Raw genomic sequence first — 14,242 nt, forward strand, 5'->3', positions numbered from 1 at the left:
CTCTCACGCTCGGCGTGGGGGAGCGTTGTCAGTTCAGGAAGAGGGCTTTGAGGCGGCGGGTGGTCGCGAACAGGCCGACCACGATCATCACGGCATAGTAGAGCACGTGCCAGAGCAGCCCAAGGTTGACCTGGCCGGTGGTCAGTGCCCGCACGAGCTCGACACCGTGCCAGAGCGGCAGCGCCTGGATCACATATTGGATTCCCTGCGGGTAGACGCTGAGCGGGTAGAACGTGGCCGAAAACAGAAACATCGGCAGCAGCACGAAGTTGATCCAGTCCATCTGCTGGAACGTCTTCATGTAGCTTGTGACCGCCATACCCACGCTCGCAAAGCCGAACGCGATGAGCAACACGGCGAGCAGGGCGAGCAGCGCCCACCAGGACAGGTTCAGGCCGAGGGCCTGCATGACGAGCATGAATCCGGTCGCGTAGAGCAGTCCGCGCAGCAGGGCGAGCGAGATCTCGCCGAGTGCCACGTCGAGCGGGCCGAGCGAGGTCGACAGCATCCCCTCGTAAAGCTTGGCGAACTGCATCTTGAAGAACACGTTCCAGGTCGAGTCGTAGATCGCGCCGTTCATCGCGGCGACGGCGAGCAGGGCCGGGGCAATGAACGCTGCGTAGGAGACCTGGGTGCCGTCGGCGGTCTGCACCTGCCCGATCAGTGCCCCGAGGCCGAGGCCCATTGACAGCAGGTAGAAGATGGGCTCGACGAAGCCGCTCAGTACGACGAGGGAGTTGGTGCTGCGGGTCGCTCGCCAGCCGCGCGCCATGACACTGCGCGCGTTGCCAGCATAAAGGTGGCCGAACGCGCGCGGCGGGCGAGCGCCCGCCGCGATCGTCGACGGAGACAGCTGCGGCCCGGTCACTTGTTCAACCTGTCGGCCGTGAGGCGGCGGGCACAGATCCAGCCGACGGCCAGCAGCGCGGCGAGATAGAGCACGTGCACGAGGCTCAACCAGATCGGCTCCGGCATACCGTAGGCGAAGACTCGAGAGAGTTCGGTGCCGTGCCAGAGTGGCGAGATCCAGCCGATCCACTGCAGGTACGGTGGCAGCACATCGAGGGGAAAGAACGTGCCCGAGAACAGGGTCATCGGCAAAATGACGAAGCGTTGCACCATGGCGAGCTGTCCGGTGTCGTCTTTGAGGGTGGCCGTGTAGGCCATCACGAGCGCCCCGAAGGCCAGGCCGGTGAGCAGCGCCACGAGCACAGCGACGAACCCCAGTGGCCTCGGTACCGCCCCGAAGACCAGCATGAAGACGAAGAAGATGGCACAGGTGAGCAGCATGCGCGCGGCGACCGAGATGACGATGCCGTTGATGATCTGGCCGGGCTGAATCGAGCTTGCGTTCATGCCGAAGAAGGTGGGGTTCCACTTGAAGCCGAGCATGATCGGGTAGGTGAACTCTTCGGATGCCACCGCGATCGCACTGCTGGCGAGCAACGCCGGGGCGAGGAAGGAGAGGTAGCTCACCACGTTGACGGCGTCGTCGCCGAGATTGCCGTCGACCAGGCTTGCCAGGCCTACCCCCATCGCGTACAGGTAGACCAGCGGGCTACCGATTGCTGTGAACAGCACGGTCTGGGCATACGACCGCATCACCCGAAATCGGTGTTCGGCCACATACCAGGAGCCGTAACGGCGGGTACGCGCGGCCTGCGCGACCGCCGCCGCGAGCGTATCAGAGCGGATGCCGTCGCTCGTGTTATCGGAAAGCGTGCTCATTCGATCAGGTTTCGGCCGGTGAGCCGCAGGAACACGTCTTCGAGGCTGGAGCGACGCACGAGGCTGGTGATCGGGTGGAGGCCGGCTGCGGTCATCCGCTCTAATTCATTCTCGCCGCTGTCGCTGTAGACCAGGATGCGGTCGGGCAGCACGTCGACCCGCTCGCCATAGCCCTCGATGCGGCCCGCGACCTCGGCGTTCTGGGTGGACCCGAACCGCACCTCGAGCACTTCGCGCGAGGAATAGCGGCGAATGAGGTCGGCCGGGGAACCTTCGGCCATGATGCGCCCCTTGTCGACCACGACGAGGCGGTCGCAGAGCTGCTCGGCTTCGTCCATATAGTGGGTGGTGAGGAGCAGCGTCGTGCCCTGCTCTTTCAGGCGGAAGAGGCGGTCCCAGAGAATGTGGCGTGCCTGCGGGTCGAGGCCGGTGGTCGGTTCGTCGAGGAGCAGGATGCGCGGGTCGTTGATGAGGGCCCGGGCGATGGTGAGGCGACGCTTCATGCCGCCGGACAGGTCATCGACCTTGGCGGAGGCCTTGTCGGCGAGCTGCGCGAACTCGAGCAGTTCGTCGGCCCGACGGGCCACCCGGGCGCGCGGCAGCCCGAAGTAGCGGCCGTAGACCAGTAGGTTCTCCCGCACCTTGAGTTCCATGTCGAGGTTGTTCTCCTGCGGAACGACACCGAGCTGGGAGCGAATCTCGGGACCATACCGATTGGGGTCGAGGCCGAGCACAGCCAGGTCGCCGCTCGTGCGCGTGGAGACCGCACCGATCATGCGCATCGTCGTGGATTTACCGGCGCCGTTGGGCCCGAGCAGCCCGAAGGACTCCCCCGGCGCAACCTCAAAGCTGATGCCGTCGACGGCGACGAAATCGCTTGCGTTCTTGACCGGATAACTTTTGACGAGATTCTGGGTGGCGATGACAGGCTCTGGCACAGTTCTAACCTAGACCGCACCGGTGACACTGGGGATTGTTCGCATCTTCGGCAGCTACGATTCTCTGGTGACTACCGCTACCCGTGTGCCCGAATCCGCTGCTGCATCCGCTTCGCCGAGCGCCGGGAAGACGCCGCGCGGCCGACGCGGCCGACCCGTTCCCGCCGGTCCCCGCGCCACGTTCAGCCAGTTATTGCCCTACCTGTTCGAGCACAAAAAGGTGCTCAGCGTCGTCATCGTTCTGAGCGTGCTGGGCGCCGCCGCGAGCCTGGCCCAGCCGCTGCTCGTCAGCCAGGTCATCACGATCGTGCAGGCGAATGACCCACTCGGGTCGCTCGTTGGTGTGCTGATTGCGCTCGTGGTCATTTCGGGCCTGATCAGCGGCTACCAGCACTATCTGCTGCAGCGCACCGGCGAGGGCGTCGTGCTCTCCAGCCGGCGCAAACTGGTTGGGCGACTGCTGCGACTGCCGATCAGCGAATTCGACGCCCGCCGCACCGGAGACCTCGTCTCCCGCGTCGGCAGCGACACCACCCTGCTGCGCGCGGTACTCACCCAGGGCCTGGTCGAAGCGATCGGCGGGTCGCTCACCTTCATCGGCGCACTCGTGGCGATGCTCATCATCGACCCGGTACTGCTCGGCCTGACCGTGCTCGTCATCGCAGTGTCGGTGGTCACCGTCATCCTGCTGTCCCGCCGCATTCGCACCGCCAGCACGGCCGCCCAGGTGAAGGTTGGCGACCTCGCGGCCAGCGTCGAACGCGCCATCAGCGCCATTCGCACCGTGCGCGCCGCCAATGCCACCGACCGTGAAGTCGCCGTGATCGAGGAAGACGCCCGCGGCGCTTGGCGCATGGGTATCAAGGTTGCCAAGATCAGCGCCCTCGTCGTACCGATCGCCGGCATCGCCATGCAGGTGTCGTTTCTCGTGGTGCTCGGCGTCGGCGGTTTTCGGGTCGCGAGCGACGCCATCACCATCGCCGACCTGGTCGCGTTCATTCTGTTTCTGTTCATGATGATCATGCCGCTCGGACAGTTCTTCGGCGCGATCACCTCGGTTAACTCCGCGCTCGGCGCGCTCGGCCGTATCCAGGAGATCATCGACCTGCCCGCCGAGGACCAGTTCGACCGGGACATCGCCCCGCTCGCCATGACGGTCGGCGCCGCCAACGAAAAGGTGCGCCCCGAAGCCGCCGCGATCAGCTTCGAGAACGTGCACTTCGGCTATGCGGTCGCTCCGGTCGACGCTGATTCCAACGAAGCGGATGCTGCCGCCGCCGATATCGAGACCGCTCCCCCGTCAACAGACCCGCGGCCGGTGCTCAACGGCGTTTCTTTCGCCGCCCCGCGCGGACTGCGCACGGCGCTCGTCGGGCCGAGCGGCGCGGGCAAGAGCACCATCCTCGCCCTGATCGAGAGGTTCTACGACGTTTCGGACGGCACCGTGCGACTGGGCGGGCTGGACATCCGCTCGCTGGATCGCACCGCGCTGCGCGCCCAGATCGGCTACGTCGAACAGGACGCCCCGGTGCTCGCCGGGTCGCTGCGGGACAACCTCACTCTCGCGACCCCCGACGCCACCGACGAGGACTGCATCACCGTGCTGCACGCGGTCAACCTGGGCGAGGTACTCGACCGCGACCCGGCCGGACTCGGGGCTGCGGTCGGCGAATCGGGAGTGAAACTCTCCGGTGGCGAACGCCAGCGGCTCGCGATCGCGCGGGCGCTGCTCGCGGCGCCACCGATTCTGCTGCTCGACGAGTCCACCTCGAGCCTCGACGGCAAGAACGAGCAGATGATGCGGGAGGCCATCGACGCCGTCGCGGCCGACCGCACCCTGATCGTGATCGCGCACCGCCTGTCGACCGTGGTCGACAGTGACCAGATCGTGGTGCTCGACCACGGCCAGGTCGTCGGCGTCGGCACGCACTCCGAGCTCGTCGTCTCGACCCCCCTCTATCGCGACTTAGCAAAACACCAACTACTGGTCTAGCCCGCCATGCCGGTATTTTTTACCGGTAAATATGCGACACGCCGCACAGATTGACGCGCGATTACTGCGTGTCGCGAAATCTACCGGGGTTACGTGCGCCGAAAGCGCAGAGTGACGAGCTGAAACGGGCGCAGCTCCAGCGTCAGGGCGGCGTCATCGGCCTCGATGACGGCGGACGAGATGACCGGGCGCTCCAGCAGGTCGGTCTCGAACGTTTCGGTCGCGTCGAATGAGCGGATGACGCGGGCCAGGGCCCGGGTACCATGCGCCTCGTAGACCCGCACGATGACGTCGCCGCTGCCGTCTTCGGCGAGTTTCACCGCCTCGATCACGACGGCCGGGTTGTCGACAGTGAATAGCGGCTCCACTGGCGTGGAACCGACGCCGGTTACGGTGCGGATCGGCAGATTCAGTCGATAGCCCTCATATACCGCGTCGGGAATACTCGCGCCCACGCGCAGAGCAACGCGTAGCTCGTGCCGCCCCTGGTCGGCGGTCGGATCGGGAAAAAGCGGCGCGCGCAGCAGGGAGAGCGACACGGTCGTGCCGATGCGGGGTGCGGCATCCGCTTCTGAAGCGAAGACGGTGCGGGTGATCGAGTGCCCGTAGGTGGAATCGTTGGCGACGGCCACTCCGAAGCCGGGTTCGCCGACGTGCACCCAGCGGTGGGCGACGGTTTCGAAGCGGGCCGCATCCCACGAGGTGTTTGCATGCGTCGGACGGAATATATGGCCGAACTGAATCTCGGAGGCGGCCCGGTCAGCGGCGACCTCGAGCGCGAAGTTTAGCCTCAGCAGTTTCTGGCGCTCGTGCCAGTCGATGTTGAACGTGAGGTCGATGGCACTCGAGTCTTGCGCCAGGGTGACGTCTTGGGTGATAGTCGAGGCACCGAAGCGCCGCGTGACGCGAACGCCGACCTGACCGTGGGGCAGGTGGTCGAGCTGCTCCACCGTCTCGGCGTCGGTGAGCGCCTCGAACAGGCGTGCGTTGGGGGTGTCGATGTCCCAGGCATCCCACTGGGTGGGGGTGTCGCGGTGCAGGGTGAGCAGGTTGGCCCTGGCTCCGGTCGGCACGACCTCGCGCTCGGCGTGGCGATCGTAGATCGAAGTGAAGAGACCGTCGGCGTCGATGGTCACGCGCACGTGCCGGTTCGACAATACCCAGCCGGCGGGGGTGCGCGCGATCGTGGCGCCAAGAAGGGAATCCGCAACCTGCGTGACACCGCAGAGTGCGGGCACACCCTCCTGGGCGTAGGGCCCCGCGTTCAGCAGAATCGCGTCGTCGCCTGGTCCGCACAGCGCTCGAACGGATGCCTCGATCACCCCTTCGAGCACCCCCGCGACCCGCGCATACTCACGCTCGGCCTGTTGGTGAACCCAGGCGATCGACGATCCCGGAAGAATGTCATGAAACTGTTGCAGCAACACCGTCTGCCACGCGTTTTCGAGTGCCGCGCGTGGATACTCCGCTCCTGACCGAATGAATGCCGTCGTCGCCCATAACTCGGCCTCCCGCAGTAGGTGTTCGCAGCGCCGGTTGCCCTGCTTGGTGCGGGCCTGCGAGGTGAGCGTGCCGCGGTGAAACTCCAAGTACAGCTCCCCCGACCAGACCGGTGGCGCCGCGTATTCGGCCTCCGCCGCCTCGAAGAACCGCCGCGGACTCGACAGCTCGACCGTGGGCGATCCCTCGAGGGACGCGGTGCGGTGGGCGGCGGCGATCATCTCCTCGGTCGGTCCGCCGCCGCCGTCGCCCCAGCCGAACGGCACGAGCGAGGTGTTCGCGACACCCTTTTCGCTGTAGAGGCGTTCGGCCCGGGCCAGTTCGAGCCCGGAGAGCTGCGCGTTGTAGTCGGCGACCGGCGGAAAGTGTGTAAAGATGCGGCTGCCGTCGAGGCCCTCCCAGAGAAAGCTGTGGTGCGGAAACACGTTCGTGTCGTTCCAGGAGAGTTTTTGGGTGAGAAACCAGCGGCTGCCGGCGGCCCGCACGATCTGCGGCAGCGCCGCCGAGTATCCGAACGAGTCCGGCAGCCAGACCTCGAGTGGTTCTACCCCGAACTCGCGCAGGAAAAACCCCTTGCCCGCCACGAACTGCCGCGCCAACGCCTCACCGCCGGGCATGTTCGTGTCGGATTCGACCCACATTCCGCCGGTCGGCACGAAGTTGCCGGCCGCGACGGCCCGCCGCACCCGCTCGAACAGCTCAGGGTAGCCGTCCTGCAGCCAGGCGTATTGCTGCGCCGACGAGGCGGCGAACACGAAATCGGGGTACCGGTCAATCAGGTCGAGCACGTTGGAGAAGGTGCGCGCGACCTTGCGCACCGTCTCCCGCACCGGCCACAGCCAGGCACTGTCGATGTGCGCGTGCCCGACAGCGTGCACCCGGTGCGCGCTGGCATTCGCCGGGCTCGCGAGCACGTCGGCGAGGGCAGCCCGACCAACCGCCGCCGTGCCGCCGACATCGTCGGGGTCGAGAAGGTCGAGGCAGCGTTCCAGCGCCCGCAGAATGTTCGCCCGTCGGGGCGAGGCGGCCGGCAGCTCGCGGCGCAGGCCGTCTAGCGCTACGACGTCCTGCAGAAGGTGCCAGGCCTGTGTGTCGCGCGCTGCGACATCCGCTTGCCACAGGGTGTAGAGCGGCGTGGTGCCGGCGGTGGCGAGGTCGCCCAGCGGGGTGGGGGTGAAGCTGAAGTCGGCGGCGATATTGGGGTTGGCGGCCGCCTCGATGTACATATCGACAATTTCGCCGGTGACCGTGACGGCACGGTTCAGCGATTCGACGCCTTTGAGGAGTCGCCCGTCTGGGTTGTAGGCCGTGCCCTCGGCCTGAAACCCCGGCACGGCGACCGTGAACCCGAGGTCGACCACGACCTCGATGCGGGTTTCGGCCAGGCCGGCCCACTTGGGCGGCACCGTTCCCGTCAGGTGAAACCACACCGTGCCCCAGGGCCGCCCCCACGCCTCGCCCACGGCAAACGGCGTGAACGGATGCGAGACGGCCTCCGCAAACGAGACCGGCTCCCCCGGCGCCACCCAGGCCGTGACCGTGAGCGGCGCGGTAGCCCCATAGATCGCCGGCTGCAGCCGTTCGCGAACAAACCGATTCAGCCGGGCCTCGACGAGTGCGCTGTCGTCATGCATGCTCGCATCCTACGACCGTGGCTGTCGTCGAGCGAGGCGGCGTGCTGACGAGCATCCCCGTGGTGGGGCCCACCTTACGTCCCTGGGCCCAGTTTATAAACTGGGCCCAGGGACGGGGCCCGGGCCCCGACCGCGGTGGGGACGCGAAGCCGCCCCGCCACCAGGGGTGGCGGGGCCGTTTCGCGCTGCCGGGACTAGTCCTTGAGGTGGTAACGCACGCTCGCGAGCTCGGCGCGCAGTGCCGGCGGCACCTTGTCGCCGAACTTGTCGAAGTACTCCTCGGTCAAGTCGCACTCGGCGAGCCAGCTGGTCTTGTCGATGGCGAAGAGCTGGTCGACGGCTTCCTTGGACAGGTCGAGACCGTCGAGGTTCAGGCCGTCCTCGGCCGGGAGCAGGCCGATCGGGGTGTCGACGGCGTCGATGCGGCCCTGAATGCGGCGAATCATCCACTCCAGAACCCGCGAGTTCTCGCCGAATCCGGGCCATATGAAGCTGCCATCGGGGCCTTTGCGGAACCAGTTCACCTGGAAGATCGCCGGGGCGTTGGTGCCGAGTTCCTTGCCGACCTTGAGCCAGTGACCCCAGTAGTCGGCCATGTTGTAGCCGCAGAACGGGAGCATCGCGAACGGGTCGCGGCGCAGCTCGCCGACGATGCCGTCAGCAGCGGCAGTCTTCTCGGACGAGATCGTCGCGCCCATGAACACGCCGTGCTTCCAGCTGCGGGCCTGCGCCACCAGCGGAACGTTGGTGGCGCGACGGCCGCCGAAGACGATGGCGTCGATCGGCACGCCGCCAGCAGCTTCCCAGTCGTCGGCGATCGACGGGCACTGGGCGGCCGCAACGGTGAAGCGGGAGTTCGGGTGGGCGGCGGTACGGCCGGAGTCGGGCGTCCAGTCCTTGCCCTGCCAGTCGATCAGGTGCTCGGGAGCCTTGTCGGTGAGGCCTTCCCACCAGACATCTCCGTCGTCGCGCAGGGCGACGTTGGTGAAGATGGTGTTGCCCCACATGGTGGAGACGGCGGTCGGGTTGGTGGTTTCACCGGTTCCGGGGGCGACTCCGAAGAAGCCGGCCTCTGGATTGATGGCCCAGAGACGGCCGTCTTCGCCCTGACGCAGCCATGCGATGTCGTCGCCGATGGTCTCGACCGTCCAGCCGGGAACGGTCGGGCGCAGCATCGACAGGTTCGTCTTGCCACAGGCCGACGGGAACGCGGCGGCCACGTGGAACACGCCGCCCTCCGGCGAGATCAGCTTGATGAGCAGCATGTGCTCGGCCAGCCAGCCCTCGTCGCGGCCCATGACCGACGCGATACGCAGGGCGAAGGACTTCTTCGAGAGCAGGGCGTTTCCGCCGTAGCCGGAACCGTAGGACCAGACCTCGCGGGTGTCGGGGAACTGCACGATGTACTTGTCGTCGTTGCAGGGCCATTCGATGTCGGGACGGGTGATACCCGACGCGTCAACGAGCGGGTAGCCGACGCTGTGCACGGTGTGCACCCACGGGTCGCCATCTTCGATCATGGTCAGTACGGTCTCGCCCATGCGGGTCATGATGCCCATATTGAGCACGACGTAGGGGGAATCGGTGATCTCGACGCCGAGCTGCGAGATGGGGCCGCCGAGCGGGCCCATCGAGAACGGCACGATGTACATGGTGCGACCGCGCATACTGCCCGCGAAGACGCCGCGCAGTTCGGCGCGCATGGCCGACGGTTCGGCCCAGTTGTTGGTGGGGCCGGCATCCGCTTCATCGTTGGAGCAGATGAAGGTGCGGTTCTCGACGCGGGCAACGTCCTTCGGGTTGGTGCGGGCGAGGAAGCTGTTCGGGCGCCATTCCGGGTTGAGACGGATGAGCTGGCCTGAAGTAACGAGCAGTTTGGAGAGCTCGTTGGCCTCGCGCTTGGAACCGTCGCACCAGACGATGGCGTCGGGTTCGGTCAGGCGAGCAACCTCATCGACCCAAGCCTGCAGGTTGGGGTCGGTGCTGCCCGTACGCGACGGGTACGCATCCCCGTTGGTCTGGAGGGAAGAGTTTGTGAGAGTCATATTCTGGCCTTTCCGGTTGTTCGGGTAGGTGCAAATTTATGGAACGTCGGGCTGCGTTGCTTACTTGACGTTGCGTACGGCCATAATTTCGGCCACAAATCAAGGATGCTCCCCTCTGCAGACGAGAACCGGCGATATTGCCAGTTAAGAATGTTCATTCTTTAGATATTGTTAAGGAATGTCGCCTCAAGCTTCTGATCTGATCACCCTCGGCCATCGCATCCGCCATTTTCGAAGCGAACGCGGCCTCACGCTCGACCAACTCGGTGAGCGGGTCAGTCTCGCGGGCAGCCAGCTGTCACTGATCGAGAACGGCCGCCGGGAGCCGAAACTCTCGACGCTGCAGGAACTCGCGACCGCGCTGTCGGTCGACCTGGCCGAGCTGCTGCGCCGGGAAGCGCCGAACAATCGGGCGGCGCTCGAGATCGAACTCGACCGGGCGCAGAAGAATCCGCTCTACGGCGCGCTCGGCCTGCCGGTCGTGAAAGTGACCAAGGGGATGCCGCTGCCCGCGATCGAATCGCTGCTCGGCCTGCACCGCGAGCTGTCCCGCCGGGCCAGCGAGGCCATCGCCACCCCGGAGGAGGCCCGCCGCGCCAATACGGAATTGCGCGAGCGGATGCGCGAGCAGGGCAACTACCTGCCGGCCATCGAAGAGCTCGTGGAGGAACGGGTGCGCGCGAGCGGCCACATCTCCGGCGCGCTCACGCACCGCGAGGTGAGCGTTATGGCCGATCAGCTCGGTTTCAACCTGATCTACGTGAACGATCTGCCCAACTCCACCCGGTCGGTCACCGACCTCGCCAACGGCCGCATCTACCTGCCGCCGGCCTCGATTCCCGGCGGGCACGGACTGCGGTCGATGGCGTTGCAGGCGATGGGCCACCGGTTGCTCGGGCACGAACGGCCGGGCAGCTACGCCGAGTTCCTGTGGCAACGACTTGAGATCAACTATTTCGCGGCGGCGTGTTTGATGCCGCGCGAGGCATCCGTCGCCTTTCTCTCCAACGCCAAGCAGGAACGCGAGCTGTCGGTCGAGGACTTTCGCGACACCTTCGGCGTCACCCACGAGGCGGCAGCGTTGCGCCTGACCAACCTCGCCACGAGTCACCTCGACATGACGCTGCACTTTCTGCGGGTCAACGGCGACGGCGCCCTGCAGAAGGGGTACGAAAACGACGACCTACCGTTTCCGGTCGACGTCACCGGGTCGATCGAGGGCCAGTACGTCTGCAAGCAGTGGAGCGCCCGCAGCGCCTTCACCCACACCAACCGCACCACCGAGTTCTACCAGTACACCGACACCCCCGCCGGCACGTTCTGGTCGGCCACCCAGACCGGGTCAACGGATGCCGGCGAGTTCTCGATCAGCGTCGGCGTTCCGTTCGCGCAGGCCAAGTGGTTTCGCGGGCGCGAGACCACCCAACGCACGGTGTCACGCTGTCCAGACGAGTCATGCTGCCGCCGCCCCAACTCGGATGCCGCCGCGCGCTGGGCCGGCCGGGCCTGGCCGAGCGCCCGGCTGCACGCGCACGTTCTGTCGCCGTTGCCGTCCGGCACGTTTCCGGGTGTCGACGACTCCGAGGTGTACGCGTTTCTGGAGGCGCACGCCGCGGAGTAACGGGACCATATAGTTTGAAGCAGGTAGTTGACCGCTTAGAGTTCACAGGAGAACCGCATGCGCCTGATCGAGGCCCCGTCCAGCCCCGCGTCGCCCACCCGGGCCAGCGAGCCCGACCGCCTCCCCCTGCGCGTCGGCCTCGTGCAGCATCGCTGGCACGCCGAGGCGGCGACGCTCGAGACAGAGCTGGCCGACGGCATCCGTTTGGCGGCTGAAGCCGGCGCGCGCATCGTCTTTCTGCCCGAACTGACCCTCAGCAAATACCCCGGCAACGTGCGGGCTACAGGAATTCCCAAAGCGGATTCCGAGCCGCTCCTGACCGGCCCCACCTACGAATTCGCCGCGGCCCAGGCGCGGCTGCACAATGTCATCGTGCACGCGTCCCTGTTCGAACGGCCGGCTGACACCGACGAACCGAACGACCCGCGCGGCTACAACACGGCCATTCTCGTATCGCCGACCGGCGAGCTGCTCGGCCGCACCCGCAAAACGCACATTCCGGTCACGGCGGGGTACTACGAGGACACCTATTTTCGGCCGGGTCCCGCCGAAGACGCCTACCCGGTCTACGAGGTGGCGGGTTCCCGCCTCGGCCTGCCGACCTGCTGGGACGAATGGTTTCCCGAAGTCTCCCGACTGTACGGGCTCGGCGGTGCCGAGATTCTCGCCTACCCCACCGCGATCGGCTCTGAGCCGCTTTTTCCGAAGTTCGACACCCAGCCGATCTGGCAGCAGGTCATCGTGGCCAACGGCATCACCAGCGGACTGTTCATGGTCGTGCCCAACCGGCACGGCGACGAGGGCGACCTCACCTTTTACGGTTCCTCGTTCATCTCCGATCCGTTCGGACGCGTGCTGGTGCAGGCACCGCGCGGCGAATCCGTGGCGCTCGTGGCCGACCTCGATCTGACGCAGCGCGAGGAGTGGCTCACCCTGTTCCCATTCCTGTCCACCCGCCGGCCCGACAGCTACGCGGCGCTGACGGCGGCGGTCGACCCGGCGCATCCGTTTGGATCGGCGCGCGCATGACCTGGCGCATGCCGGCCGAACCCGCGCCGCAGGACCGGGTCTGGATGGCTTTTCCGGCTGGCGGCTACACCCTCGGGGACACCGCAGCCGACGCGCACGAGGCACGCCGCACCTGGACCGCCGTCGCCCATGCGATCGCCGACTTCGAGCCGGTGACCATGGTCGTCGACCCGGCCGCCCGCGCCGACGCTGTCCGCTATCTGAGTAGCGAGATCGAGGTCGTGGAAGCCGAGCTGAACGACAGTTGGATGCGCGACATCGGTCCGAGCTTCGTGCACGACGCGGATGGCCAGCTCGGCGCCGTCGACTGGACCTTCAACGGCTGGGGCGGCCAGGACTGGGCCAGCTGGGACAAAGACGAGTCGGTCGGTCGGTTTGTAGCGGATGCCGCCGGCGCAGCCCTCGTAACGTCGTCGCTCGTGAACGAGGGCGGCGGCATCCACGTCGACGGCGCGGGCACAGTGCTGGCGACGGAGAGCGTGCAGCTTGACCCCGGACGTAACCCCGGCACCACGACCGCCGACGTCGAAGCAGAATTCCGCCGCACGATCGGTGCCGAGCACGTCGTCTGGCTGCCGCGCGGTCTCACCCGCGACCAAGCCCGGTTCGGCACCCGCGGGCACATCGATATGGTCGCCACGATCTCGTCGCCGGGCACGATTCTGCTGCACGCGCAGAACGATCCAGGGCATCCCGACTACCCGCTGACCCGCGATTTCCGGGCCCTCCTGGCCGCCGAACACGATGCGGCCGGGCGCTCGTTCACCATTATCGATCTGCCGGCGCCCGCCGTGCTGCGCGACGACGAGGGCTTCGTCGACTACAACTACGTCAACCACCTCGTGGTCAACGGCGGCGTCATTGCCTGCAGCTTCGGTGAGGAACGGGCCGATGCCATAGCCCGCGACCTGCTCGCCGCCGCTTACCCGGGGCGACGGGTCGTGTCGGTCGACGCGCGGCCGTTGTTCGCGCGCGGCGGCGGCATCCACTGCATCACGCAGCAGCAGCCGTCTGCACTGCGGGCCTGATCAGGCGTCAGCCGGCCGACGCGCGTTGCGCCACAAGCCGAAGATGAGCGGCAGAACGAGAACGATACCGAAAATCAGATAGGCCCACCCACCAAGCTCGTTCTGCAGGATCCCGACGCCGGAGACCAGGAGTGCGATCTGGAGCATTCTCCAGACCAATGCTGGAAGCCGCTGGCGCCCCTTGAATTTCACGAAGGTTCCCGAGCCACGGTTCGGCCCCGATATCCTCGAGGCTTCCACGAGACCGAGGGCCGTCGAGATAGCAATGAGAACGACGCCGAGCAGAAGCTCCATCAGCGCTGTACGCCTGCAGCGACCTGCCGATTATGCCAGAACCGCACGAGGTTGAACGGCACCAGAACGGCGATGATGAGCAGCACGAACGCCCAGGGGCCGACCTCGGCCGTCATGAGGTTGGCACCCCAGATCACCAGGACGACCGCACCGATATTCAACAAAGTGGATGCCCGTGGCTGGGTCGGGGCCGTGCGCATCAGCGGAATCACGACCCCGGAGTTGGCGCGGGACAGCCAGACCGCGTAAACGATGCCACAGGCGAACCCGGACAAAACGAAAATCGCGCCGAATATCACTGCCATGCGGTCGTGCCCCCTGACGAGTCGTTTCTACAAGCCTAACCGCAGGGTAACGCCGGTCACGCGTTACTTTCTATTTGGAAAGTACCTGCTAGCCTTCCAGCAGAGCCATGGCGCGGCACCCGCTCGC

11 protein-coding genes are annotated in these 14,242 nt (G+C 66.4%); 4 read left to right on the plus strand and 7 right to left on the minus strand.

Annotation, left to right across the window (positions count from 1 at the left end):
- Nucleotides 1-28: 28 nt before the first annotated feature.
- The 3 genes from BLS91_RS02855 to BLS91_RS02865 are packed head-to-tail and all read right to left on the minus strand — an operon-like array spanning nt 29 to nt 2,666.
- Nucleotides 29-853, minus strand: coding sequence for an ABC transporter permease (locus tag BLS91_RS02855; protein WP_233197375.1), 825 nt, complete (start codon nt 851-853; stop codon nt 29-31).
- Nucleotides 854-864: 11 nt separating this feature from the next.
- On the minus strand, nt 865-1,728 hold the full coding sequence (locus BLS91_RS02860) for an ABC transporter permease (protein WP_092339042.1): 864 nt from the start codon (nt 1,726-1,728) through the stop codon (nt 865-867).
- Nucleotides 1,725-2,666 (minus strand): ABC transporter ATP-binding protein, encoded by a 942-nt coding sequence (locus BLS91_RS02865; RefSeq protein WP_092339044.1) that lies wholly within the window; start codon nt 2,664-2,666, stop codon nt 1,725-1,727. Before BLS91_RS02865 ends, BLS91_RS02860 begins: the two co-directional genes overlap by 4 nt.
- 67 nt (nt 2,667-2,733) lie before the next feature.
- On the opposite strand from BLS91_RS02865, the gene BLS91_RS02870 reads away from it, so the two are divergent.
- Entirely contained in the window at nt 2,734-4,659 is a 1,926-nt protein-coding gene (locus tag BLS91_RS02870) for an ABC transporter ATP-binding protein (protein ID WP_369827307.1), read from the plus strand.
- Nucleotides 4,660-4,748: 89 nt separating this feature from the next.
- On the opposite strand, the gene BLS91_RS02875 is transcribed toward BLS91_RS02870, so the two are convergent.
- Entirely contained in the window at nt 4,749-7,793 is a 3,045-nt protein-coding gene (locus BLS91_RS02875) for an alpha-mannosidase (RefSeq protein ID WP_092339046.1), read from the minus strand.
- Nucleotides 7,794-7,987: 194 nt separating this feature from the next.
- Complete coding sequence (locus tag BLS91_RS02880) at nt 7,988-9,838, minus strand: phosphoenolpyruvate carboxykinase (GTP) (protein WP_092339048.1); 1,851 nt, start codon at nt 9,836-9,838, stop codon at nt 7,988-7,990.
- A 178-nt stretch (nt 9,839-10,016) separates the two neighbouring features.
- Between BLS91_RS02880 and BLS91_RS02885 the strand changes: the two genes are divergently transcribed.
- From BLS91_RS02885 to BLS91_RS02895, 3 genes are read left to right on the plus strand one after another with little or no spacing between them, the layout of a single operon-like run.
- Nucleotides 10,017-11,459, plus strand: a complete 1,443-nt coding sequence (locus BLS91_RS02885) for a helix-turn-helix domain-containing protein (protein WP_092339050.1) — start codon at nt 10,017-10,019, stop codon at nt 11,457-11,459.
- 57 nt (nt 11,460-11,516) lie between these two features.
- Complete coding sequence (locus tag BLS91_RS02890) at nt 11,517-12,488, plus strand: nitrilase-related carbon-nitrogen hydrolase (protein ID WP_092339051.1); 972 nt, start codon at nt 11,517-11,519, stop codon at nt 12,486-12,488.
- Nucleotides 12,485-13,516 carry an agmatine deiminase family protein gene (locus BLS91_RS02895; protein WP_092339053.1) on the plus strand — a complete coding sequence of 344 codons (1,032 nt, stop codon included), beginning with the start codon at nt 12,485-12,487 and terminating at the stop codon, nt 13,514-13,516. Before BLS91_RS02890 ends, BLS91_RS02895 begins: the two co-directional genes overlap by 4 nt.
- Here BLS91_RS02895 and BLS91_RS02900 read toward each other — a convergent pair whose 3' ends face one another.
- Both BLS91_RS02900 and BLS91_RS02905 read right to left on the minus strand, forming a co-directional pair.
- A complete protein-coding gene (locus BLS91_RS02900) occupies nt 13,517-13,810 on the minus strand; it encodes a hypothetical protein (protein WP_092339055.1) in 294 nt (97 codons plus the stop codon).
- Nucleotides 13,810-14,115 (minus strand): hypothetical protein, encoded by a 306-nt coding sequence (locus BLS91_RS02905; protein ID WP_092339057.1) that lies wholly within the window; start codon nt 14,113-14,115, stop codon nt 13,810-13,812. Before BLS91_RS02905 ends, BLS91_RS02900 begins: the two co-directional genes overlap by 1 nt.
- Nucleotides 14,116-14,242: the final 127 nt, after the last annotated feature.

The organism is Cryobacterium flavum (assembly GCF_900103805.1).
GTDB classification, from domain to species: Bacteria; Actinomycetota; Actinomycetes; order Actinomycetales; family Microbacteriaceae; genus Cryobacterium; species Cryobacterium flavum.